This window comes from Flintibacter sp., from assembly GCF_046973065.1.
This window is the reverse complement of record NZ_JBKVXZ010000006.1, coordinates 47,805-70,456: the sequence shown is the minus strand read 5'-3', so window position 1 is coordinate 70,456 and position 22,652 is coordinate 47,805. Positions and strand designations below refer to the sequence as shown.

General features: G+C 60.1%; 23 protein-coding genes. 17 read left to right on the top strand and 6 right to left on the bottom strand.

Features of this window, described 5'->3' with window-relative positions; all coding sequences use genetic code 11:
• The first annotated feature begins 42 nt into the window (after window positions 1-42).
• The 10 genes from ACLTXB_RS04225 to bioA all read left to right on the top strand — a co-directional run bounded on the left by ACLTXB_RS04225 (window position 43) and on the right by bioA (window position 10,079).
• Window positions 43-1,266: an aspartate aminotransferase family protein gene (locus tag ACLTXB_RS04225; protein WP_110442119.1), complete on the top strand. Its 1,224-nt coding sequence runs from the start codon at window positions 43-45 to the stop codon at window positions 1,264-1,266.
• Window positions 1,267-1,482: 216 nt separating this feature from the next.
• The gene (nhaC, locus tag ACLTXB_RS04220; RefSeq protein ID WP_428226149.1) at window positions 1,483-2,973 is read left to right on the top strand and encodes a Na+/H+ antiporter NhaC; all 1,491 of its coding nucleotides are present in this window, start codon (window positions 1,483-1,485) and stop codon (window positions 2,971-2,973) included.
• Window positions 2,974-2,999: 26 nt separating this feature from the next.
• Window positions 3,000-4,094 (top strand): alanine racemase, encoded by a 1,095-nt coding sequence (locus tag ACLTXB_RS04215; RefSeq protein ID WP_110442120.1) that lies wholly within the window; start codon window positions 3,000-3,002, stop codon window positions 4,092-4,094.
• A 47-nt stretch (window positions 4,095-4,141) separates the two neighbouring features.
• Complete coding sequence (locus tag ACLTXB_RS04210; protein ID WP_008981654.1) at window positions 4,142-4,645, top strand: GreA/GreB family elongation factor; 504 nt, start codon at window positions 4,142-4,144, stop codon at window positions 4,643-4,645.
• 145 nt (window positions 4,646-4,790) lie between these two features.
• Window positions 4,791-5,582, top strand: coding sequence for a zinc transporter ZupT (gene zupT / locus ACLTXB_RS04205; RefSeq protein ID WP_110442121.1), 792 nt, complete (start codon window positions 4,791-4,793; stop codon window positions 5,580-5,582).
• Window positions 5,583-5,762: 180 nt separating this feature from the next.
• Window positions 5,763-6,266, top strand: coding sequence for a hypothetical protein (locus ACLTXB_RS04200; RefSeq protein WP_428226148.1), 504 nt, complete (start codon window positions 5,763-5,765; stop codon window positions 6,264-6,266).
• A 2-nt stretch (window positions 6,267-6,268) separates the two neighbouring features.
• On the top strand, window positions 6,269-7,009 hold the full coding sequence (locus ACLTXB_RS04195; protein ID WP_428226147.1) for a 6-carboxyhexanoate--CoA ligase: 741 nt from the start codon (window positions 6,269-6,271) through the stop codon (window positions 7,007-7,009).
• Window positions 7,006-8,175, top strand: a complete 1,170-nt coding sequence (gene bioF, locus ACLTXB_RS04190; protein WP_428226146.1) for an 8-amino-7-oxononanoate synthase — start codon at window positions 7,006-7,008, stop codon at window positions 8,173-8,175. The genes ACLTXB_RS04195 and bioF overlap by 4 nt, the downstream gene beginning before the upstream one ends.
• Window positions 8,176-8,189: 14 nt before the next feature.
• Window positions 8,190-8,873 (top strand): dethiobiotin synthase, encoded by a 684-nt coding sequence (bioD, locus tag ACLTXB_RS04185; RefSeq protein WP_428226145.1) that lies wholly within the window; start codon window positions 8,190-8,192, stop codon window positions 8,871-8,873.
• 18 nt (window positions 8,874-8,891) lie between these two features.
• Complete coding sequence (gene bioA / locus ACLTXB_RS04180; RefSeq protein WP_428226144.1) at window positions 8,892-10,079, top strand: adenosylmethionine--8-amino-7-oxononanoate transaminase; 1,188 nt, start codon at window positions 8,892-8,894, stop codon at window positions 10,077-10,079.
• Window positions 10,080-10,123: 44 nt separating this feature from the next.
• Here the strand turns inward: bioA and ACLTXB_RS04175 are convergent, their stop codons facing one another.
• The 6 genes from ACLTXB_RS04175 to asnA form a co-directional block, all read right to left on the bottom strand.
• Window positions 10,124-10,897, bottom strand: a complete 774-nt coding sequence (locus ACLTXB_RS04175; RefSeq protein ID WP_428226143.1) for a helix-turn-helix domain-containing protein — start codon at window positions 10,895-10,897, stop codon at window positions 10,124-10,126.
• A gap of 188 nt (window positions 10,898-11,085) precedes the next feature.
• Complete coding sequence (locus tag ACLTXB_RS04170; protein ID WP_008981660.1) at window positions 11,086-11,241, bottom strand: rubredoxin; 156 nt, start codon at window positions 11,239-11,241, stop codon at window positions 11,086-11,088.
• Window positions 11,242-11,266: 25 nt separating this feature from the next.
• Entirely contained in the window at window positions 11,267-11,809 is a 543-nt protein-coding gene (locus ACLTXB_RS04165; RefSeq protein WP_008981661.1) for an NADH peroxidase, read from the bottom strand.
• A complete protein-coding gene (locus tag ACLTXB_RS04160) occupies window positions 11,806-12,225 on the bottom strand; it encodes a transcriptional repressor (RefSeq protein ID WP_040649750.1) in 420 nt (139 codons plus the stop codon). Before ACLTXB_RS04160 ends, ACLTXB_RS04165 begins: the two co-directional genes overlap by 4 nt.
• 118 nt (window positions 12,226-12,343) lie before the next feature.
• Complete coding sequence (locus ACLTXB_RS04155) at window positions 12,344-13,030, bottom strand: TVP38/TMEM64 family protein (protein ID WP_110442127.1); 687 nt, start codon at window positions 13,028-13,030, stop codon at window positions 12,344-12,346.
• A gap of 168 nt (window positions 13,031-13,198) precedes the next feature.
• A complete protein-coding gene (asnA, locus tag ACLTXB_RS04150) occupies window positions 13,199-14,212 on the bottom strand; it encodes an aspartate--ammonia ligase (RefSeq protein ID WP_428226142.1) in 1,014 nt (337 codons plus the stop codon).
• A 183-nt stretch (window positions 14,213-14,395) separates the two neighbouring features.
• Here asnA and ACLTXB_RS04145 point away from each other — a divergent pair, with 183 nt between their 5' ends.
• From ACLTXB_RS04145 to ACLTXB_RS04115, 7 genes are all read left to right on the top strand, one after another.
• The gene (locus ACLTXB_RS04145; protein WP_008981665.1) at window positions 14,396-15,154 is read left to right on the top strand and encodes an exodeoxyribonuclease III; all 759 of its coding nucleotides are present in this window, start codon (window positions 14,396-14,398) and stop codon (window positions 15,152-15,154) included.
• Between the two features lie 13 nt (window positions 15,155-15,167).
• Window positions 15,168-15,641, top strand: coding sequence for a pyridoxamine 5'-phosphate oxidase family protein (locus ACLTXB_RS04140; RefSeq protein ID WP_428226141.1), 474 nt, complete (start codon window positions 15,168-15,170; stop codon window positions 15,639-15,641).
• A 13-nt stretch (window positions 15,642-15,654) separates the two neighbouring features.
• Complete coding sequence (locus tag ACLTXB_RS04135) at window positions 15,655-17,283, top strand: gamma-glutamyltransferase family protein (protein WP_428226140.1); 1,629 nt, start codon at window positions 15,655-15,657, stop codon at window positions 17,281-17,283.
• Between the two features lie 418 nt (window positions 17,284-17,701).
• Window positions 17,702-18,571, top strand: a complete 870-nt coding sequence (gene metF / locus ACLTXB_RS04130) for a methylenetetrahydrofolate reductase [NAD(P)H] (protein ID WP_008981668.1) — start codon at window positions 17,702-17,704, stop codon at window positions 18,569-18,571.
• 15 nt (window positions 18,572-18,586) lie between these two features.
• Entirely contained in the window at window positions 18,587-19,264 is a 678-nt protein-coding gene (locus ACLTXB_RS04125) for a vitamin B12 dependent-methionine synthase activation domain-containing protein (RefSeq protein WP_428226139.1), read from the top strand.
• A complete protein-coding gene (locus ACLTXB_RS04120) occupies window positions 19,251-21,635 on the top strand; it encodes a homocysteine S-methyltransferase family protein (RefSeq protein WP_428226138.1) in 2,385 nt (794 codons plus the stop codon). Before ACLTXB_RS04125 ends, ACLTXB_RS04120 begins: the two co-directional genes overlap by 14 nt.
• 127 nt (window positions 21,636-21,762) lie before the next feature.
• On the top strand, window positions 21,763-22,626 hold the full coding sequence (locus ACLTXB_RS04115; protein WP_428226137.1) for a glycoside hydrolase family 25 protein: 864 nt from the start codon (window positions 21,763-21,765) through the stop codon (window positions 22,624-22,626).
• Window positions 22,627-22,652: the final 26 nt, after the last annotated feature.

Here is a 22,652-nt window from a genome sequence, read left to right as displayed (position 1 = left end):
CGGGAGAGCCGGAACAAATCAATAAAAAGGAGGACTCTTCCCATGATTGAGAGATTCAAGAGCAATGCTGAGGCCATCGCCGCTGCTGATAAGTATCTGTACGGCAACCACGCCAGAATGCCCATCGTGATGGACAAGGGCGAGGGCTGCTGGGTCTGGGATCTGGACGGCAATAAGTATCTGGATTTCGTGGGCGGCATCGCCGTCAACGGCCTGGGTCACCATCACCCAGCCATCGTGAAGGCTCTGGACCGCGCCAAGGATATGATGCACTGCTCCAACTACTACTACAACGAGCCCGCTATCCAGGTCTGTAAGATGATTTGCGAGAACAGCTGCTTTGACAAGGTGTTCTTTGCCAACTCCGGCGCTGAGGCTAACGAAGGTCAGATCAAGCTGGCCCGTAAGTACGCCAAGGACCATGGCCACCCCGAGCGCTATGTGGTCATCTCCATGCTGAAGTCCTTCCATGGCCGCACGCTGGCTACCGCCACCGCTACCGGTCAGGAAATCGTTCACAATCCCAAGTGGTTCTCCCCTCTGCCTGAGGGCTTCCGCTATGCCGAGTTCAACAACCTGGAGTCCGTGAAGGCTCAGATGGGCGACGACGTGTGCGCCATTCTCACCGAGCCTGTTCAGGGCGAGGGCGGCGTCCGTCCCGCTTCCCAGGAGTTCCTCCAGGGCCTGCGTGACCTGTGCGACGAGAAGGGTATCCTGCTCATGTTCGACGAGGTCCAGGTCGGCTCCGGCCGTACCGGCAAGCTGTTCGCCCACCAGAACTACGGCGTGGAGCCCGACACCTGCTCCATGGCTAAGGCTCTGGGCTCCGGCGTGCCCATCGGCGCTGTCTGCGCCCGCGGCGAGGCCGCTCTGACCCTGACTCCCGGCACCCACGGCTCCACCTTCGCAGGCGGCCCCCTGGCCTGCGGCCTGGCGGAGGCGACCCTGGACACCATGCTCCACGAGGGCGTGATGGACAACGCGGTGAAGGTGGGCGAGTACTTCCGTGCCAAGCTCACCGAGCTGTCCGGCAAGCACCCTGGCACCATCACCGAGGTCCGCGGCATGGGCATGATCAACGGCGCTGAGCTCAAGGACAACGAGATCGGTCCCAAGATCGTCCAGAAGTGCTTCGAGCAAAAGGTTCTTATCAACTGCACCGCGGGCAACGTCCTGCGCTTCATTCCCCCGCTGATCGCCAGCGAGGAAGAGGTTGATATCGTTGTGGCCGCCATCGACAAGGCCATGACCGAGCTGGGTGTGTAAGATCCAGTTTAAAGTAGTCATTTAACACACGCATTGGGGCGAGATCTGGGCGCGCCGGCGGGCGCGCCCAGACTTGCACCTGGAGGTCTGTGTTGTAAAGCTCTGAGAGGGAGGAGGTGCATAGCGGTACCAGGCTAAACGTCCACAAGCAATCCAACGCTGAATCAAAAAATGCAGAACATGCAAAGTAATGAAAGAAAGGTTGGTAGCAATTCTATGAGTGAGACAAATAAATCCAGAGACGGCCGCATGCCAAAAGTATGGGAAGCCCTTATTACCCTGGTTGCTTTGATTGCCCTGCTGGCAGTAGGCATCATTATCTTTGGTGCCCCCGTTCATGTACCTATGTTCTGCGGCGTGTGCGTCGCGGCTCTGATGGCCCTGTATCTGGGCTATAAGTGGGATGTTATTGAGAAAATGATGATGGACGGCATCTATAAGGCTCTTCAGTCCATCTGTATTCTGATCATCGTTGGTATCCTCATCGGCGTGTGGATCAACGCCGGCGTGGTACCCACCATGATTTACTACGGCCTGCAGATTATCCATCCCTCCATCTTCTTCATCGCCACCGTGCTGGTCTGTTCCATCACCTCTCTGGCCACCGGTACCTCCTGGGGTACCATGGGCACCATGGGTGTGGCATTCATGGGCATCGGCTTCGGCCTTGGCATGAATCCCGCTATGACCGCCGGCGCCATCCTCTCTGGTGCGTATTTCGGCGACAAGATGTCTCCTCTGTCTGACACCACGAACCTGGCCCCCGCTATGGCCGGCACTGACGTTATCGCTCACGTGAAGGCCATGATGATCCCCACCGCCATCACCTATGTGATCACTCTGGTGGTCTTTGGTGTGCTGGGCGCTATGCAGTATCACGGCGGCGAGGCCGATATGAGCCGCGTGACTGAATTTGCCAATGCTCTGAACGCAGCCCAGGGCGGTCTCTTCAACATCAACCCCATCCTGCTGCTGCCCCCCGTTATCGTTATCGTGGCCGTAGCCATGAAGATGCCCGCCATCCCCGGCATCACCTTGGGTATCTTTGCCGGCGGTATCCTGGGCCTCATTTTCCAGCCTGAGAGTTGCAGTCTGGGTACCCTGTTCTCCTTCGGCCTGGATGGTTTCACCTTCTCTGACGAGCTGAAGGAGGTTCTGAAAGCTGCCCTGAGTTCTGAGACCTATGACACCCTGGTTGAGCTGCTGGAAAAGGGCGGCATCATGGGTATGATGAACTCCGTGGCCATGACCATCATTGCTATGATGTTCGGCGGCATCATGGAAGGTACCCACCAGCTGGAGGTCGTCGTCAACCAGATCAAGAAGCTGGCCAAGGGTCCTGCAGCCCTGGTTGCTGTTACCGAGGTCACCTGCGTCATCTCCAACATGACCATGCCCGAGCAGTACATCTCCATCGTGGTTCCCGGCCGTATGTACGCCGAGGAGTACCGCAAGATGGGTCTGCATCCTGCTGTTCTGTCCTCCGCTCTGGAGGGTGCCGGCACCGTTACCTCCGCTCTGATCCCCTGGAACACCTGCGGTGTGTACATCTCTACCACTCTGGGTATCGGCGTGGAGCAGTATGGTATCTTCGCCATCTTCAACTGGCTGATGCCCATCATCAACTGGCTGTGTGCCGCTCTGGGCCTGACCCTGAAGGACCTGGACAACAAGCCCTACAAGCGTCAGAAGGCTGTGAAGGCCTAATTTACGCGGTTTAAAGGAACGAACATATGAGCCAACCGAGTTATCAATATCCCCATGTGGAGATCGATCTGGGAAAGCTCAAGGAAAACCTGGCAGCGCTCCAAGAGCGCTGCCAGGCTTCTTCTATTGAGATTTCCGGCGTAGTAAAGGGATTCCACGCGCTGCCTGCAGCGGCAAAGGTCTATGAGGAAGTGGGAGTGTCCAGTATTGCCTCCTCCCGGATGGACCAGCTGCGCGGATTGAAGGAGGCCGGAATCCGGACTCCGCTCATGCTCATCCGCATCCCCATGCCCAGTGAGGTGGAGGATGTGGTGACCTGGTCGGATATCAGTCTAAACAGTGAATGTTCCGTCCTGCGGCTGCTGGATGAAGCGGCCCGAAACAAGGGGAAGACCCACAAGGTGATCCTTATGGTGGACCTGGGTGACCTGCGGGAGGGCTTCTGGGACTGGGACGAGCTGGTGGCCGCCGCCCTGGAGGTGGAGCACGACCTGCCCAACCTGGAACTGCTGGGCGTGGGCACCAACCTGGGGTGCTATGGCTCTATCCAGGCCACTCCGGAAAAAATGCACGACCTGGTGGCGGCTGCCGAGCAGGTGGAGAAAGCCATCGGACGGAAGCTGGAGGTCATCTCCGGCGGCGCGTCTTCCTCCCTTCATATGGTGCTGGACGGTACCATGCCGCCCCGCATCAACCACCTGCGGGTGGGGGAGGGCATCCTCCTGGGCAGCATCTGGGGCTGCAATATGGACTTTATGCACAAGGACATTATGGTCCTCCGGGCGCAGGTCATTGAATCCAAGGTCAAGCCCTCCCACCCGGTGGGCGAGCTGTCGGTGGACGCCTTTGGCCGAACCCGTACCTACGTGGACCGGGGCCACCGCCTGCGCTGTCTGCTGGCCATGGGCCGAGTGGACTACGGAGAGAGCGACGACCTAATCCCCCGGGAGCCGGGCATCAAGGTGCTGGGCGCCTCCTCCGACCATACCATTTTGGATGTGGAGGGAGCCACCCGGCGGCTGAAAACCGGAGACGTGCTGGAGTTTGACTTGTGCTACGCCACTATGGTATACTTAACAGGCAGTAAAAGCGTCCACATTTATTACAAGAATGAGACGTAACCGTCGGGCGGCTTCTGGCCGCCCGGTTTTTATGAGAGGCGAGCATCATGCACAATGAACTGACGCAAAAAGATCTGGAGCTTATGCGCAAGGAGCTGGACCACCGGCGCATCGTTCTGCGCCCCCAGCTGCTGGAGGCGGTGAAGGAGGCCCGGGCCTTCGGGGATCTCAGCGAGAACTTTGAGTACAAGGCGGCCAAGCAGGAGAAAAACCGCAACGAGAGTCGCATCCGATTCCTGGAGAATATGATCAAGACCGCCGTGGTCATCTCCGACCAGTCGGGCAGCGACCAGGTGGGACTGTACGACAAGGTCACCGTCTATATGGAGGACGATGACGAGGAGGAGGTCTACCAGATCGTTACCACCATGCGCCAGGACGCCCTGAAGGGGCTCATCAGCAAGGAGTCCCCGGTGGGGCGCTGCCTGCTGGGCCGCCGGGTAGGGGACCGGGTGCATATCCAGGTCAACGAGAACTACGGCTATGACGCGGTGATCCGCGCCATCGAAAAGGGCAGCGACGACGGGGAGATCCCTCTCAACCGCTACTAAATGAGAGAAGGAACCGGAGCTATGGCTCCGGTTCCTTTTTTGGTGTAAATTGGGGACGTAGCGGACCGTTGACAGGGGCGGCCCGGGATGGTACAATCACATAAATTAGTGTAAGCTAACCAGAAAATAAGATTGGAGGTGTCCTTTGGACCATCGAGTATTTTTGGCGTTTTTTCTCACTCTGCTGGCTGGACTGAGCACCGGCATCGGCAGCGGCATCGCTTTTTTGTGCCGCAGTACCAATCGTAAGTTCCTTTCGGTCTCGCTGGGCTTTTCGGCCGGTGTGATGATCTATGTGTCCCTGGTGGAGATCATGGGAGAGGCCCGGGAGGCTCTGGTGCGGGAATTGGGTACCCGACCGGGGAGCTGGGCCACCGTGGCGGCCTTTTTTGGCGGCATGCTGGTGATTGCTGTGATCGATAAGCTGATCCCGGAGGAAGAGAACCCCCATGAGGTGAAAAGCATGGAAGGGGATCCCAAGGCCGGGCAGCTGATGCGCATGGGGGTGTTTACCGCCCTGGCCATTGCCATTCACAACTTCCCCGAGGGCCTGGCTACCTTTGTCTCCGCCCTCCAGGAGCCTGGACTGGCTATTCCCATCGTGGTGGCCATCGCCATTCATAACATCCCGGAGGGAATCGCCGTTTCCGTGCCCATCTACCAGGCTACCGGCTCCCGGAGCAAGGCGTTCCGGTACTCCTTCCTGTCCGGGCTGGCGGAGCCTCTGGGGGCGCTGCTGGGCTGGTTAGTATTGCGGCCCATTATGAACGATACTGTGTTCGGTGTGCTGTTTGCCGGGGTGGCGGGGATCATGGTGTTTATCTCCTTTGACGAGCTGCTGCCGGCGGCCCGGGAGTATGGGGAGCACCACCTGTCCCTCTACGGTCTGATTTCCGGCATGGCGGTCATGGCAGTGAGCCTGCTGCTGTTTCTATAAGTTTTATTACGCGCTGCACGGGAGTGTTCCTGTGCGGCGCTTCTTTTTGCTTAAATTGTAAATCTATATTTTTTTAGGTTGACAATTGCGGGAGAGCATGGTACGATGCACAAGAATCGTAAACCAATAAAATAGTGAGGTTTACTACGAGAGCCGTGCGTAAGAAGGAGGAAGCCCCTTATGAATCAGGAACGAACTGCATCCATTACTCCCAGAACCCTGGCTCTGGATGGAATGTTTACCGCCCTGCTCATCCTGCTGGGTATGATCAAGCTGCCTTCCATCCTGCCGGGAGCGGAATTTCAACTCTCCGCACCCTACGCAGTGTGTTTGGTGGCCAGCGTGGGCTTTTGGCGCTATCTGGGTATCGGGGTGTGCGCCAGCCTTGTTCAGTTAATGATGGGTACCCATACCCCGTGGAATGTGCTGGTGGCTATGGTGTTTCGGGTGGCGGCAGGACTGATAGTGAGTCTGCTGCCCGGAAAAAAGTGGGCTATGGTGTTGGCCGGTCCGGTCGGGACGGGCTGTGCCCGGGTGGTGCTGGCAGGCGTACTGGGAGTGCCGGTGCTGCCTCTGCTGGGTGCAGCAGTACCTGGGATGGTGTTTACCGGAGTGTGCGTAGCGCTGCTGGAACCGGTGCTGCGGCGTATTCCGGGGATGGAGCAGTGTGCCAGGGAGGAATAAGCATGGAATTGTACAGCGTAAAAATGCGGGCCAGCCAGCGGGAAGCTGGACGGGAGCGGCATATCTCAGGAGCAGAAAAGATTGTCCGGGAGGAGCGGCTGGAGAAGGTGGTCAGCCAGCTGCTGGAGCGGGCGCTGCACCACGCCAAGGGCAGAGCGGACTTTGTTAACCTGAAGGTGGAGGCTGTATCTCCGGAGGAGGTGACCCATCTGGAGGCCCTGCCTGTGACCACCTGTCCGGTGGACACGGTGGAAGAGGGACGGGATCAGCTCCGGAAGCTGCTGGCGCAGGCGGGAATCGACCACGGGGAAGCGATTTTGGGGCAGATGGAGGCGGCCTATGGGATGCGGGGAGCCATGCTGCTCCACGTGGATACCCTCCAGCATCTGGAGCCCGACCCACACCGGGGGATCCGAGCAACCTACATGGATGCGGCACAGGATGGAGAGACCGGGCCGGAGAAAAACCACTTCCGGGAGGCGCTGGTGCTGGCCACCAAGGTGGCCAACCAAAACAATATTCTTGGGGAGCTGTGTATCTCCGATGACCCGGACTATGTAACCGGGTATTTTGCCTCCAAGGAGCTGGGCTATGTACGCATCACCAAGCTGAAGGAGCCGGGGAGCCCCAACGGCGGACGTATCTTTCTCTTTCGGGGTAGCAGGGAGGAGGCGGAGGCCTGCATCCGCTATCTGGAGAGGGAAAAAGTGCTGGTACATCTGCCGGAGGAGGCGGAACGATGAAGGAATGGAACTGGCTTTCGGAGGAACTGGACAGACTGCGGGAGCAGGAGCTCTACCGGACCATGACGGTGCTGGATGGTCCTCAGACCACTGTGGTAGAGTCGGCAGGACGTCACCAGAGGCTTTTTTCCTCCAATAATTATCTGGACCTGGCCAATGATCCGGAGGTGAAGGAAGCCGCCTGTGAAGCCTTGGAGCAGTACGGTGTGGGGGCAGGAGGTTCCCGGCTGACGACCGGAACCGGGCCTCTTCATGTGCGTCTGGAGGAGGAACTGGCCCGGTTCAAGGGCCGGGAAGCCGCCCTGGTGTTCAACACCGGATACATGGCCAATGTGGGGATTCTCTCCGCTCTGATGGGGCGGGGGGATGTGATCTTCAGCGACCAGCTCAACCACGCCAGCATCATTGACGGCTGCCGCCTGTCCGGGGCGGAGGTGGTGGTCTACCGGCACAACGACATGGCCGATCTGGAGGCCAAGCTGGGGGCATACCGGGGACGCAAGGGCCTCATCGTCAGCGACGGAGTGTTCAGCATGGACGGTGATCTGGTCCCTCTGCCCCAACTGGTGGAGCTGGCGAAGCGATACGGAGTACGCACCATGATCGATGAGGCTCACGCCACCGGCGTGGTGGGAGCCACCGGCCGGGGGACGGAGGAGCACTACCACATGGAGGGCAGCGTGGATGTGCTGATGGGCACCCTGAGCAAGGCGGTGGGCAGCGAGGGGGGCTTTGTGTGCGGCTCGGCGGAGCTTATCCAATACCTGACCAATAAGGCCCGCAGCTTTATCTTTTCCACCGCCCTCTCGCCGGTGACCATGGCGGCAGGGCTGCGCGGGCTTCAAAAAATCCAGGAAGAGCCCCGGCGGGTGGCTCAGCTACGGGATAATATGGCCTTTCTCTGCCGGGAGTTGGGGTGTTATGGGATTCCCGCTCAGTCAGACAGCGCCATTCTCCCCATCGTCGTGGGAGAGGAAAAACAGGCTATGTCAGCCATGGAGGCATTGAAGGAGCGGGGATACTACGTCTCCGCCATTCGCTACCCCACAGTGGCACGGGGGAGCGCCCGGCTGCGTGTCGCCCTCATGTCCTCCCACACCCGGGAGGAGCTGGCAGGATTGGCCCAGGCCCTGGCCTGTGTGCTGGGACAGAATACGGAACGATAAGGCAGGAGAAACCGATGAGCCGAAATCTTTTTATTACTGGAACCGGGACCGATGTGGGCAAGACCTTTGTCAGCGCCCTCATGGTCAAAAAACTGGCCCAGAGCGGCCGCCGGGCGGGCTACTTTAAGGCGGCTATGAGCGGAAACCGCCGCCGGGCAGACGGCAGCCTCATTCCCGGGGACGGGGCATGGGTACAGCAGATCTCCGGGATCGGCCAGCCCCTGGAGGAGATGTGTCCCTATGTGTATGAGAACGCCTGGTCTCCACACCTGGCCTCCCGCGTGGAGGGAAATCCGGTGGATCTGGAGGAGGTCCGGCGCCGGTTTGCCCAGGTGTGCGGGCGCTATGACTATGTCACCATAGAGGGGAGCGGGGGCATCCTGTGTCCCATCCGTTTTGACCAGGAGAAGATCTGGATGGAGGACGTCATTCAGGCTCTGGGGCTGTCCTGCCTCCTTGTGGCCGACGCCGGGCTGGGTACCATCAACAGCGTGGGATTGACGGCGGAATATATGCGCAGCCGGGGAATTCCGGTCAAGGGAATCATTTTGAACCGCTTCCACTCCGGAGATGGGATGGAGGAGGACAACCGGGTGATGTGCGAAGCCCTGACTGGCCTGAAGGTGCTGGCCTGTGTTAAGGAGGGGGACGATCAGCTGGACCTGGACGCGCAGGCGCTGGCGGCCCTGTATGAATAAGATTTGGAGGATCCTGCTATGATCTGGTATCCCTATCAGCAGATGAAAACCATGAAAGAGCCCTACCACATCGTAGATGCCCAGGGTGTGTACCTGTATACCCGGGAGGATAAGCTCATTGACTCGGTGTCCTCCTGGTGGAGTGTGATCCATGGCTATAAGCACCCGGAGCTCAACCGGGCCATCCAGGAGCAGACGGAGCGGTTTGCCCACGTGATGCTGGGAGGACTGACCCACGAGCCGGTGGAGAAGCTGTCTCAAAAGCTGGAGGAGTGGCTGCCGAGGGACCTGGACTACTGCTTTTTCTCCGACTCGGGCAGTGTGGCAGTGGAGGTGGCCCTGAAAATGGCTCTCCAGTATCATCTGAATCGGGGCAACTCCCGCAGCAAGGTGCTCTCCCTCACCCACGCCTACCACGGCGATACGTTTAAGACCATGGAGGTGGGGGACGACCCGGACTACCACGGGATCCTGCGGGAGAAGCGGGATGTGGTCCACATCCCCACCCAGGTAGAGGAATTGGAGCGGGTCTTCGCAGAACAGGGGGAGACCTTTTCCTGCTTTATTGTGGAGCCTCTTCTCCAGGGGGCAGGGGGGATGCGGATGTACGACGTGTCCTTCCTGAGACGAGCCCGGCAGCTGTGCGACCAGTATGGCGTGCTGCTGATCTTTGATGAGGTGGCTACCGGATTTGGGCGTACCGGCCACCGCTTTGTGGCCGATCTGGTGCTGCCGGATATCCTGGTGCTGGGCAAAGCGCTCACCGGAGGATACATCGGCCACGCGGTGACGGTGGCCAACCACAAGGTGTACCAGGGGTTTTACAGCGATGACCCGGACCATGCCCTGATGCACGGCCCCACCTTCATGGGCAACGCCCTGGCGTGCAGCGTGGCGCTGCGCTCCATCCAGCTGTTTGAGGAGGGAGACTATCTGTCCCGCATTGCCCGCATCCAGCAGATCTGCCGCCTGGAACTGGCGGATCTGGATGATCCCCGAATCCAAGAGGTGCGCATCATGGGGGGATGTGCCTGTATCGAAGTAAAAAACAGTCGGGACGTGGAGGGATTCCAGGAGTTTGCCCGTCGGCGGGGGGTGTTCAGCCGCCCCTTCCTGCGGTATATCTATTCCATGGTTCCCTATGTGATCACGGAGGAGGAACTGGTTCAGGTGACCGACACCATGAAGGCCTGGTTCCGGCGGTAAAAAAACAAAACGAGGACGGGGTGGATACCGCGTCCTCGTTTTCGTTACCAATTCTGCGCCAGGAAGATCAGAATGTGCTGGATAAACTTGGGCGCCCCGTGAGCGGCCTCCCGAATGGCGGCAGCCACGGCTGCCGGGTCGGCACCGCGGCCAAAGGTCAATGCCCCTTCCGCCGTCTGACCGATGGCCAGGGGAGCGTGAGCCGAACCGCCGATGGCGATTTCCGAGGCGATAGCTCCGCCGCCCGCAGCGTACACACCAAAGGCGCCGCCTCCCATGGCGAACAGCCCCACCGCCGCACCGCCGAAGGCGAGAAGGCCTACTGCCAATCCGCCGATGGCCAGAGCCCCCATGGCCCAGCCGCCCAGAGAGAACAGCAGACCGAAGGAGAGCCCGCCCACGGACAACAGCCCAAAGGAGAAACCGCCCAGGGTGAACACACCCACAGCCACATTGCCGATGGCCAGGATTCCCTTGGCCACGCCCATTCCCCGGTGTCCCAGCCGGATGTGGACCAGGGGCAGGCCGAAGAGGGTGCGCTTGCTTTTGTATTCGTAGTGGAAGGGAGTGTAGTAGTTGTTGACGATGGTGGTGGTAACCTGGCTGGGAGAGACCTGTGCCTCCTGGCCGGTGACCAGATAGTCCAGAGACACATTGAAGTACCGGCCCAGGGCGGCCAGGTTGTCCAGGTCGGGCCGGGAGGTCCCTGCCTCCCATTTCTGCACTTCCTGACGGGATACCCCCAAGAGATCGGCCAGCCCCTCCTGGGACAGACCGGATTGCTTTCTCAGCTCATAGAGCCGCTGTTGAAATTCCATTTCCAGCCCTCCGAAACAAAGAGTAGTCAAGGGCCCTTGACGGTGTTTAGAATAGCAAAAAGCAGGCAGCAGCGCAACCTAAAGTGGGATACAATTTGACAACCAGCGGTTGCAATGGGGAAAAAGGCGTATTTTTGCAACAAAAAAGGAGGGAACCAGAATTCTGGTTCCCTCCTGATATTCAGGAATTACTCCTTCTCAAAGACATCCTTGCCCATGCCGCAGATGGGGCAGACCCAATCCTCAGCGACCTGCTCCCAGGGGGTGCCGGGAGCCACGCCGTTATCAGGATCGCCAACAGCGGGATCATAGACGTAGCCACAGGGGCAAACATACTTATCCATGTTCGTTCTCCTTCTTGTTAGAAGATTAGCCGAAGTAGCGCTTCAGCAGGCCCTCGAAAGCCTTGCCGTGGCGGGCCTCGTCGCGAGCCATCTCATGCACGGTGTCGTGGATGGCGTCCAGGTTGTGCTGCTTGGCCAGCTTAGCCAGCTCGAACTTGCCGGCGGTAGCGCCGTTCTCGGCGTCAACACGCATCTCCAGGTTCTTCTTGGTGGAGTCGGTCACGACCTCGCCCAGCAGCTCGGCAAACTTAGCGGCGTGCTCGGCCTCCTCATAGGCGGCCTTCTCCCAGTACAGACCGATCTCGGGGTAACCCTCGCGGTGAGCCACACGGGCCATAGCCAGGTACATACCGACCTCGGTGCACTCGCCCTGGAAGTTTTCGCGCAGACCCTGCATGATCTCCTCGGGAGCGCCCTGAGCCACGCCTACCACGTGCTCAGCAGCCCAGCTCTTCTCGCCGGCCTGCTCCACGAACTTCTCCTTGGGAGCCTTGCAGATGGGGCAGAAATCAGGAGCCTCAGCGCCCTCGTGAACATAACCACAAACAGAACAAACAAACTTCTTCATGATAAAACGTCCTCCTCAAAATGTTTTGACTGCATACATGCTTTGCATTTTCCGTAAAAGGTAAGCTCATGGCGTTCCACCTGGAAGCCATATTGCGACTGCACGGCTTGGTTTAGGTTGGCATCCATCGGGATCTTCTTGAGATCGATGACCGCGCCGCAGCAGGTGCAAACAAAGTGACTGTGGGGGGTGGTGTCCGCGTCGAAGCGCTCCTGGCCGTTGACCACGCCCACGCTTTGGACGGTGCCCTGCTGCTGAAAGAAGAGCAGGTTGCGGTAAACGGTCCCCAGACTCAGGTCCGGGTGAGTGGCCTTCAGAGTTTGGTAAAGCCACTCGGCAGAGGGGTGCGCGTCGGTCTGACGCAGTGCGGTCAGGATTGCCTCCCGCTTTTTACTGTATCGAGTGGTTCGCTCCAAAAAGCCGCCTCCTTCCTTAACAGTAGTAATTCTTGTTTGCGAGATGATAATACCACAGTCGGAAGGACTTGTAAAGAGGGAAATCCCACTTTTTGAAAAAATTTTTTCTCCCGTAGGATTACAGATCATCCCGCCGCAGTGCCCGCAGAATCGAGGCCTCTACCCGGTCGCCGTACTTCATGCCCAGCAGGAACAGGGCGGCACCGGCCACACCGATGAGAGCCATACCCCATACTGGGATGGAGAAGGAGGCGCCGCCCAGTGCGCTGGCAAAGAGCAGGCCCCAGGGCCGGGTAAGCAGGGCGATAAAAAAGAAGCGCCGCAGGGAGATGGAGGTGAGTCCGGCCAGGATGCACAGCAGGTCGTCGGGGAAGAAGGGGAAAAGGAAGGCCAGCACCAGAAAGACATCGGTCTTGGCGTGGATCACATCCAGGTATTTGGCCGATACCCGCTCGCCCACCACCCGGTTGACAAAGGACTGCCCCAGGTTCCGGGCCAGCACAAAGACCAGCAGCGAACCCAGCAGCACGGCGGCAAAGGTGAGAAAGAAGGACAGCCAGGTACCGAACATCACGCCCCCCACCAGGGCGGTGATATTGCTGGGGATGGGAGCCAACACCACCGAGAGAAATTGCACCAGGAAAAAGCACAGGTGAGAGTAGGGAGCAAAGCGCTGGATATACGCCTGCATGGATTCCTGAGAGGAGGCGGCGGCAAAAAAGCCGCTGTGCCAGAGAAACACTCCGCCGCCCAGAAGCAGCAGAAGGACTGCCGCCAAAGAGAGATACTTGCCCGCTCGCTTCATGTGGTAAAACCTCTTTATTTCTTAGTTCAGACGGGAAAAGGCGGAAGACGCCCGCGCCGTCCTCCTTAACATACCACACAGTTATTGAAAAATTGCGAATGGATTCTTAAAAATCCATAAAGGACAGCAAAAGATCCCTCCGGCAATGCCGGAGGGATCTTTGAAATCTTACAGAAGGATGATGCCAGAGGCGTCGCAGGCACGCAGAGTGTCCTCATCCCACAGGGAGACCTGAACCTCGCCGATGTGAGCCTTGCCCAGCAGCAGCATGGATACCCGGGACTGGCCGATGCCGCCGCCCATGGTCAGCGGCAGCTGGCCGCTGAGGAGCATCTTGTGGAAGGGTAGCTCCCGGCGATCATCGCAGCCGGCCAGGGTGAGCTGGCGGTCCAGGGACTCGGGGCTGACCCGGATGCCCATGGAGGAGATCTCCAGGGACTGACCGTTGACGCTGTCCCAGCACAGCAGGTCGCCGTTCAGATTCCAGTCGTCGTAGTCGGGGGCGCGGCCGTCGTGGGGCTTACCAGACTTCAGCTTGCCGCCGATGCCCATGAGGAAGGTGACGGGGTGGTCCTTCACAAAGGCGTGCTCCCGCTGCTTGGGGGTGAGGTCGGGGTAGAGGTCCTCCAGCTCCTGGGTGGTGATGAAGGTGATCTCCTCGGGGATCTCCGGCAGCACACACAGCTGGGGGAACATAGAGCGCAGGAAGGACTGGGTGTCCCGCAGGGCGCCCACGATGTCACGAACTGTGGCTTTCAGGTAGTCCACCGTGCGGTCCTGGGCCTCGATGATCTTCTCCCAGTCCCACTGGTCCACATAGGCGGAGTGGAGATTATCCAGATCCTCGTCCCGGCGGATGGCGTTCATATCGGTGTACAGGCCCTCGCCGGGATGGAACTGATAGCGCTTGAGGGCCAGGCGCTTCCACTTAGCCAGGGAGTGCACCACCACGGCGGTGTCATCCACGCCCCGGATGTCGAAGGCGACAGGACGCTCCACGCCGTTGAGGTCGTCGTTGAGGCCGGAAGAGGCGGCCACAAACAGAGGAGCGGACACCCGGTGCAGCCGCAGCGCGCCGCTCAGCCGGTCCTCAAACAGGCGATTGAGCAGGCCGATGGCCTTTTGGGTCTCATAAATACTCAGCAGGGGCGCATACCCCTGGGGAATACTGGAATGTTCCATAGAAATGGAGCCTCCTTTATTTAGAATTGCGTTACGATACGAATTGAAGCGCATGGAGCGGATTTCAATGGAACATATTATAATGCGCCTTCGCAGGAATTGCAATCGCTTCTTGCCAATTTGTCATCCGTCACGTATAATGGGACAAGTAATTTTACGCTCAGGAAAGGGGAGAGCGACTGGATGAAATTGATCTCATGGAACGTAAATGGCCTGCGGGCCTGTTTGAAAAAGGGGTTTTTGGACTTTTATCAGGAACAAAAGCCGGATTTCTGCTGCCTGCAGGAGACCAAGATGGAGCAAGGCCAAGCCGACGTGGACCTGGGGGAGAATATGTTGGAGTACTGGAACTCCGCGGAAAAGAAGGGGTACTCGGGTACCGCCGTCTTTACTCCCCACCAGCCTTTGGCGGTGCGCTACGGCATGGGGAAAGAGGAGCACGACCACGAGGGGCGGCTCATTACTCTGGAGTATGAGAAGTTCTATCTGGTGTGCTGCTACACCCCCAACTCCCAGAGTGAGCTCAAGCGTTTGGACTACCGCATGGAGTGGGAGGACGACCTGCGCGCCTACCTCATGGAGCTGGACAAGGTCAAGCCGGTCATCTACTGCGGCGACCTCAACGTGGCCCACCGGGAGATCGACCTGAAAAACCCCAAGACCAACCGCATGAACGCCGGCTTTACCGATCAGGAGCGGGAGAAAATGACTACTCTGCTCTCCTCCGGTTTTACCGACACCTTCCGTTTCCTCTATCCCGACCTGGAGGGGGTATACTCCTGGTGGTCCTACCGGTTCCAGGCCCGGAAGAAGAACGCGGGGTGGCGCATCGACTACTTTATCGTATCCGACCGCCTGCAAAACGCCATCAAGCGGGCGGAGATCCTCACCCAGGTAGAGGGCAGCGACCATTGCCCCGTCCTGTTGGAACTGGATATTTAAAGGAGGGAGCGGGATGAGACGGAAAGACCGGGAGATCCGGGATCTGGATCAGCTGGAAGATATTTTGAAGGAGTGCGACGCGGTGCGCATTGCAGCCCAGGATGAAGCGGGGCTGTTTATTGTCCCCATGAACTTCGGTTATCGGCTGGAGGGGGAGAAGCTCACCCTGTTTGTCCACTCTGCCCCGGAGGGAAGAAAAGTAGATGCCTTCCGTCAAGACGGCATGGTGGCCTTTGAGATGGACTGCGGCCACGCCCTGCGTACTGCCGACACTGCCTGCGGCCACAGCTTTACCTACCGGAGTATTATGGGCTCCGGCATGATCCGGCCGCTCACAGACCGGGAGGAGAAGAAGGTTGGACTGGGTGCGGTCATGGAGCACATGACCGGCCGGACCTGGGACTTCCCGGATGATGCGGTGGACCGCACCGCGGTATTTGCCCTGGAGGTCGCTCAGTGGACGGGCAAATCCAACCAGGCGGGCTGAGGAGGGGATCGGTATGCCGAACTTTGACAGCCAGAAATACGCCTACCCCTCCCGCCGCAATATGGTCTACGCCCGCCATGCGGCGGCCTGTACCTCCATTCCACAGGGGGCACAGATTGGCCTGGATGTGATGAAGGCAGGGGGCAACGCGGTGGACGCGGCGGTGGCCATGGCCGCTGCCATGCCTCTGCTGGAGCCCACTGGCAACGGCCTGGGTTCTGACTGCTTTGCCCTGGTGTGGATCGAGGCCGAGCAGAAGCTCTACGGCCTCAATGCCAGCGGACGAGCCCCTAGGAATCTGTCGGCGAAGCTGGTGCGGGAGCTGGGCTTTGACCAGATGCCCAAAACAGGTTGGATCCCCACCATGGTGCCGGGCGCCCCGGCAGGGTGGGCGGAGCTGAACCGCCGCTTTGGCACCAAGCCCCTTAAAGAGCTTTTTGCCCCCGCCATCACCTCAGCCCGGGATGGGGTGCCGGTTCAGGTGAACCTCCAGCCCCAGTGGGAGAAGGACTCCAAGCGCATTTTGGCCGCTATGGGGCAAAACCCTGCCCCCCACGTTTGGTGGCGGCAGGTATTTTTAAAGGAGGACGGCGCTCCCTACCGCTCCGGCGACATCTTCCGGTGGGAGGAGTATGCCCAGACTCTGGAGGAGTTGGCAGCCACCAACTGTGAGAGCTACTACCGAGGCGCGCTGATGGAGAAAATCGTGGCCTTTAGTCGGGAGACCGGGGGTCACTTCAGCGAGGAGGACTTCCGGAATTACCACCCCGAGTGGGTGGAGCCCATCTCTACGGACTATAAGGGCTACCGGGTGTGGGAGATCCCGCCCAACGGCCACGGCATCACGGTGCTCATGGCCCTCAATATCCTCAAGGGCCTGTCCATGCCGGAGCAGCGGGATTGTCCGGAGACCTACCACAAGATTTTGGAGTCCATCAAGCTGGCCTTTGCCGACACAAAGACCTATGTGGCCGATCCCAAGTACATGAAGACCCGGGTGGAGGACCTGCTCAGCGAGGAGTACGCCGCCAAGCGGCGCGCTCTCATCACCGACAAGGCGATTCTGCCGGAAGCGGGTGACCCCTCCTGCGGCGGCACGGTCTATCTGTGCACCGCCGACCCTCAGGGCAATATGGTCTCCTTCATCCAGAGCAACTACACCACCTTTGGCTCCGGCGTAGCCATCCCGGGTACCGGCATTTCTTTGCAGAACCGGGGAGGCAACTTCTCGCTGGATGAACAGAGCGACAACTGTCTGGCCGGAGGCAAGCGGTCCTACCACACTATCATCCCCGGTTTCCTCACGAAAGACGGGAAGGCCGTGGGTCCCTTTGGCGTTATGGGGGCCTTTATGCAGCCTCAGGGCCATGTGCAGGTCATCGTCAACACCATTGACTACCACATGAATCCCCAGGAGTGCTTGGACGCGCCCCGGATGCAGTGGATCGGCGGCAAGCACATCCAGCTGGAGCGGGAGGTGCCCGCCCATGTGGCTTTAGGCTTGGAAGACATGGGCCACGAGGTGGAGATCGCCAACCGGAACGTGGACATGGGCCGTGGAGAGATCATCTGGCGCACGGAAAACGGCCTGCTGGCCGCCGGTACCGAGCCCCGCTGTGACGGCTCCGTTGCCGCCTGGTAACCTACTTTTCTTGAAAGAAAAGTAGGCAAAAGAACTTTGTGCAAAACTTCGTTTTGCCTCTGGGCAGAGGCCCAAAGGCAGGCGCATAAACAAGCCAACTGCCACAGCTCTGCCGGACCAGGCGGCGTCGGTTCAGCGCAGAAATATTCAAATTTTCACTCAGGAAGGCCCCAGTGGGCCGAGGCAAGAAAAAACAGATGGTCTTGTTTTAGGAGCCGCCGGATGCAAGTGCTCAATTTACAGGAGTGCGTCCCCCGTAAGTGGGGGTCCAGGGGGTGGGCTGACTATGAGCGCCCGCTGCGCGAAGGCGCTCATCGGAAGAACACCCCTTGGCGCATCTTTGGTTCCTTTCTGTGCGAGCAGAAAGGAACTCGCCCACCAGGGCGAAACAATGACCCAGGAAAGAAGGTAAACTGTTATGAAAATCGCAGAACTGTTCGGAAAAGGCAAGACCGTCTTCTCCTGTGAGGTGTTCCCTCCCAAGAAGACCAGCCCCGTGGACAGCATTTATAAGACTCTGGACGGCTTGAAGGATATCAAGCCCGACTTCATCAGCGTCACTTACGGCGCAGGCGGCTCCAGCACGGTGAACCAGTCCACCCGTGAGATCGCCTCTATCATCCAGAACCAGTACCATATCCCCGCCATGGCTCACGTCACCTGTGTGGCCTGCACCAAGGGAGAGGTCACCGAGCTGCTGGCCGGTCTTAAGCAGGACGGCGTGGAGAATGTGCTGGCTCTCCGGGGCGACCGCAACCCCAACTTCCCGCCCAAGACCGACTTTGCCCACGCCGATGAGCTGGTGGCCTTTATCCGCCGCCGGGGCGATTTCGGTGTGTCCGGCGCCTGCTACCCCGAGGGACATCCCGAAAGCCCTGACCTCATTACCGATGTGCGCCATCTGAAGAAGAAAGTGGACGCGGGCGCCCAGCACCTGGTCAGCCAGCTTTTCTTTGATAACGACGACTTCTTCCGCTTCCTGGAGCGCTGCCGTCTGGCGGGCATCGAGGTGCCCATTGAGGCAGGTATCATGCCGGTACTGAACAAGGCCTCCATCGAGCGCATGGTGTCTATGTGCGGCGCCTCTCTGCCCCATAAGCTCACCCGGCTTCTGGCCCGGTATGGCGACCACCCCGAGGCCCTGCGGGAGGCCGGCATCGCCTACGCCATCGACCAGATCTCTGACCTTATTGCCGCCGGGGTGGATGGCATCCATCTCTACACCATGAATAATCCCCAGGTGGCCAAGCAGATCAGCGACAGCGTGGCCTCCATCCGCCGCGTATAATTTAGGAGGTACCCTGTGATCAGCGCTCTTTCCCCTCTGGATTTGGACGAGGTGCTGCGGTACATGGGCTGCCCTGCCGAGAAGGCCGACCCCGAAACCCGGGCTCTGGTAGAGACCTGTGCCCGGGAGATGGAGGCGGCGGCCCGTCCCCGGTGGACAGGGCGGGTGCTGGATATCACCCTGGAGGAAGACGGCGTGCGCCTGGAGGGCGGACTGCTCCTTCCGGGGCAGGATCTCCGCAAGCACCTGGAGGGCTGTGAGCGGGCGGCGGTGTTCTGCGCCACCCTCTCCGCCCAGGCCGATGCCCTCATCCGCCGCTGGGAGAGCCGGGACATGCTCCGGGCTCTGGCTCTGGACTGCTGCGCCACCGCCGGAGTGGAGCAGGTGTGCGACCAGGTGGAGCAGGAGATCGAGAGCCAGTTCCCCGGCTGCTCCTTCCCGTTCCGATTTAGCCCCGGCTACGGCGACCTGCCTCTGGAGCTCCAGGGGGAGATCCTTCATCTGCTGGACGCCCCCCGAAAGATCGGCCTGTGCGCCAGCGCCAGCCATATTTTGACCCCCCGCAAATCGGTGACCGCCATTCTGGGCATCGCCCGGGGGGAGATCCAACAAACCGTGCGCAGCTGCCTGAGCTGTCCCGCCCGGGAGAGCTGCCAATACCGAAAGTCAGGTGGACATTGTGGAATTTCTTGAACTGTTAAAAACCGACCGCCCCGTCCTGCTGGACGGCGGCATGGGCACCATGCTCCAGGCCCGGGGCCTGCCCGTGGGCGCTACCCCAGAGCTGGTGGCCCTAGAGCACCCCGACTGGCTGCGGGACATCCACACCGCCTACCTGGACGCCGGGTCCCAGATCATCTACGCCAATACCTTCGGGGCCAACCGGGAGAAGCTGGAGCGCACCGGCCGCACCGTGGAGGAGATCGTCACCGCCGCAGTCACCGTGGCCAAGGAGGCCGCCGCCGGACGAGGCCTGGTGGCTCTGGACATCGGTCCCTGCGGCCAACTGCTGGAGCCCACCGGTATGCTGGGCTTTGAAGACGCGGTGGACCTGTTTGCCCAGGTGGTCCGTGCAGGCGTGAAGGCGGGAGCCGACCTTATCGCCATCGAGACTATGACCGACCTGCAGGAGGCCCGTGCTGCCCTGCTGGCTGCCAAGGAGAACTCCAACCTCCCGGTGCTGGTCACCATGACCTACGAGGCCAGCGGCCGTACCTTCCTGGGCTGTTCTCCCGCTGCCGCCGCCCTTACCCTGGAGGGCCTGGGAGCGGACGCTGTGGGCGTCAACTGCTCTCTGGGGCCCCGGGAGATGCCCCCTCTGGTGGAGGAGCTGCTGAAGTGGACCAACCTGCCCATCGTCCTCAAGCCCAACGCCGGACTGCCCCACCCCGACGGGTCGGGCTATGACATTACCCCCCTGGAGTTTGCCCAGAGCCTGGCCGCTCTGGCCGACCTAGGTGTGAAGGTGTTCGGCGGCTGCTGCGGCACCACGCCGGAGTATATCGCCCTGCTGTCCAAGGAGCTGGCGGGCAAGACGGTGAAGGACGTGCCCCGCCATGTCCCCGCCGCCGTGTGCAGCGCCACCCAGGCCGTGCCCATTGACCGGGTGCGGGTCATCGGCGAGCGCATCAACCCCACCGGCAAGAAGCTGATGAAGGAGGCCCTCCGGCGGGGCGATGTGGACTATATGCTGGGTCAGGCTCTGGCTCAGACCGAGGCGGGAGCCGACATTCTGGATGTGAACGTGGGCCTGCCGGAGATCGACGAGGCGGACATGATGGTGCGCACCGTCAAGGCTCTCCAGGGAGTCACCGACGCTCCTCTCCAGCTGGATTCCACGGACCCCAAGGTGCTGGAGCAGGCCCTGCGGGTCTACTGCGGCAAGGCCATCGTCAACTCGGTGAACGGAGAGAGCGCCTCTCTGGAGACCATCCTGCCCCTGGTGAAGAAGTACGGCGCGGCGGTGGTGGGCCTCACTCTGGATGAGAACGGCATCCCCAAGACCGCCCAGGCCCGCGTTGAGGTGGCCAAACGCATTCTGGAGCGGGCTATGGCCCTTGGCATCCGGAGAGAGGACGTGTATATCGACTGCCTCACCCTCACGGTCTCTGCCGAGCAGGCAGCGGCTTCCCAGACTCTGGAGGCCCTTCATCGGGTGAAAACGGAGCTGGGTCTGAAGACGGTGTTGGGCGTGTCCAACATCTCCTTTGGTCTCCCCGCCCGGCCTCTGGTGAACCAGAACTTCCTCACCATGGCCATGTCTGCCGGGCTGGACCTGCCCATCATCAACCCCAATGTGGACGCCATGATGGCAGCGGTGCGGTGCTTCCACCTGCTCACCAACGTGGATACCGATGCCCGGGAGTTTATTGCCGCCTACGCCAATGCCTCCGTGTCCACCTCCATCACCGCTGGGAGTGCCCCGGCGGCTCCCCAGTCCACGGGACGGTCTCTCAAGGACCTGGTCATCGCGGGACTCAAGGGAGAGGCGGGTCAGGCTACCCGCGCTCTGCTGGAGACCACCGCTCCCATGGACATTGTGGATAACGTGCTTATCCCGGCGCTCGATCAGGTGGGAGCCGACTTTGAACAGAACAAGGTTTTCCTGCCCCAGCTCATCCAGTCGGCCGGCGCTGCCCAGGCCGCCTTTGAGGTCATTCGGGAAAAGCTGTCCACCGGCGAGGGGGGCAATGTGAGCCGCGGCAACGTGGTGCTGGCCACCGTGAAGGGGGACATCCACGACATCGGCAAGAACATCGTCAAGGTGCTGCTGGAAAACTACGGCTACACCGTCATCGACCTTGGCCGGGACGTGGACCCTGCCGCCGTGGTGGAAGCCGCCCGGAAGTATGAGGCCCCCCTGGTGGGCCTGTCCGCCCTGATGACCACAACACTCAAGAGCATGGCCCAGACCATTGCCCAGCTCCATGACGCGGGGCTGCCCTGCAAAATCATGGTGGGCGGCGCGGTGCTCACCCCCGAGTACGCCAAGGAGATCTCCGCGGACTTCTATGCACGAGATGCCAAGGAGAGTGTGGATATCGCCAAGCGCGTGGTGGGATAATGGGCAGAAAGCTTGCCTTTTGAACCGAAAACTGGTACAATATTCTCCGCCCTTTCCCCAAAACCGGGGGAGAGGGTGGAGAATTTTACGTATTGGCCTCCGGGCCGAATATAGGAGGCTTATCAGAATGGGCAAGGCAGGAGCTGGAAAGCGGAGCGAAAAACGGCCGCTGCTGCAGACCGGCATCGGAAAGGCGCTGTTCGGGTTGCTGGTACTGGCGGTGGCCTGCGCCGGAGGCTACTGGTTCTGGCAGAGCCAGCAGCCGGATACCTTTTATTACCGCAATATGGAGATGACCGCCCTGGATGGGGTGGAGCGCAACACCTATATCCCCCAGGCCTTTGTGCGGGGAGAAAACGGGTGGATTTCTTATCCCGACGCCCTCCAGGGTGTGGACGTATCCGTCTATCAGGGGGAGATCGACTGGCAGGCGGTGGCTGACGCCGGGGTGGACTTTGCCATCATCCGGGTGGGCTACCGGGGCTACTCCCAGGGAGCGATTCAGCCTGACACCAACTTCCAGAAGAATATGGAAGGCGCCCTGAAGGCAGGACTGGATGTGGGCGTATACTTCTTCTCTCAGGCTACCACAGTGCGGGAGGCAGAGGAGGAGGCCGACTACGTGCTGGAGGCCATCCGCAACTACCCGGTGACCTATCCGGTGGTCTTTGACTGGGAGTTTATTGACGGACAGCAGGCACGTACGGACGAGATCGAGGGGGAGCGCATGACCGAGTGCGCCAAGACCTTCTGCGAGCTGGTGCGGGCAGGAGGGTATACCCCCATGGTCTACTTCAACCAGGAGCAGGGATACCTGTACTACCAACTGGACCAGCTGGACGAATTCTCCTTCTGGCTGGCGGAGTACGATGAAAAGCCCGACTTTTACTATGACTTTGAGATGTGGCAGTATACCCACACCGGAACGGTACCGGGCATCCAGGGCAACGTGGATCTGAACCTGGCCTTCCGGGATCTGTCCAAAGAGTAACGAAGAAACGCAGCCCCGCCGTGAGA

What these genes read in the sequence shown, in the direction of transcription:
- ACLTXB_RS04225 (WP_110442119.1), top strand. Translation starts at nt 43, where the DNA reads ATGATTGAGAGATTCAAGAGCAATGCTGAGGCCATCGCCGCTGCTGAT.
- nhaC (WP_428226149.1), top strand. Translation starts at nt 1,483, where the DNA reads ATGAGTGAGACAAATAAATCCAGAGACGGCCGCATGCCAAAAGTATGG.
- ACLTXB_RS04215 (WP_110442120.1), top strand. Translation starts at nt 3,000, where the DNA reads ATGAGCCAACCGAGTTATCAATATCCCCATGTGGAGATCGATCTGGGA.
- ACLTXB_RS04210 (WP_008981654.1), top strand. Translation starts at nt 4,142, where the DNA reads ATGCACAATGAACTGACGCAAAAAGATCTGGAGCTTATGCGCAAGGAG.
- ACLTXB_RS04200 (WP_428226148.1), top strand. Translation starts at nt 5,763, where the DNA reads ATGAATCAGGAACGAACTGCATCCATTACTCCCAGAACCCTGGCTCTG.
- ACLTXB_RS04195 (WP_428226147.1), top strand. Translation starts at nt 6,269, where the DNA reads ATGGAATTGTACAGCGTAAAAATGCGGGCCAGCCAGCGGGAAGCTGGA.
- bioF (WP_428226146.1), top strand. Translation starts at nt 7,006, where the DNA reads ATGAAGGAATGGAACTGGCTTTCGGAGGAACTGGACAGACTGCGGGAG.
- bioD (WP_428226145.1), top strand. Translation starts at nt 8,190, where the DNA reads ATGAGCCGAAATCTTTTTATTACTGGAACCGGGACCGATGTGGGCAAG.
- bioA (WP_428226144.1), top strand. Translation starts at nt 8,892, where the DNA reads ATGATCTGGTATCCCTATCAGCAGATGAAAACCATGAAAGAGCCCTAC.
- ACLTXB_RS04175 (WP_428226143.1), bottom strand. Translation starts at nt 10,897, where the DNA reads ATGGAATTTCAACAGCGGCTCTATGAGCTGAGAAAGCAATCCGGTCTG.
- ACLTXB_RS04170 (WP_008981660.1), bottom strand. Translation starts at nt 11,241, where the DNA reads ATGGATAAGTATGTTTGCCCCTGTGGCTACGTCTATGATCCCGCTGTT.
- ACLTXB_RS04165 (WP_008981661.1), bottom strand. Translation starts at nt 11,809, where the DNA reads ATGAAGAAGTTTGTTTGTTCTGTTTGTGGTTATGTTCACGAGGGCGCT.
- ACLTXB_RS04155 (WP_110442127.1), bottom strand. Translation starts at nt 13,030, where the DNA reads ATGAAGCGAGCGGGCAAGTATCTCTCTTTGGCGGCAGTCCTTCTGCTG.
- asnA (WP_428226142.1), bottom strand. Translation starts at nt 14,212, where the DNA reads ATGGAACATTCCAGTATTCCCCAGGGGTATGCGCCCCTGCTGAGTATT.
- ACLTXB_RS04145 (WP_008981665.1), top strand. Translation starts at nt 14,396, where the DNA reads ATGAAATTGATCTCATGGAACGTAAATGGCCTGCGGGCCTGTTTGAAA.
- ACLTXB_RS04140 (WP_428226141.1), top strand. Translation starts at nt 15,168, where the DNA reads ATGAGACGGAAAGACCGGGAGATCCGGGATCTGGATCAGCTGGAAGAT.
- ACLTXB_RS04135 (WP_428226140.1), top strand. Translation starts at nt 15,655, where the DNA reads ATGCCGAACTTTGACAGCCAGAAATACGCCTACCCCTCCCGCCGCAAT.
- metF (WP_008981668.1), top strand. Translation starts at nt 17,702, where the DNA reads ATGAAAATCGCAGAACTGTTCGGAAAAGGCAAGACCGTCTTCTCCTGT.
- ACLTXB_RS04115 (WP_428226137.1), top strand. Translation starts at nt 21,763, where the DNA reads ATGGGCAAGGCAGGAGCTGGAAAGCGGAGCGAAAAACGGCCGCTGCTG.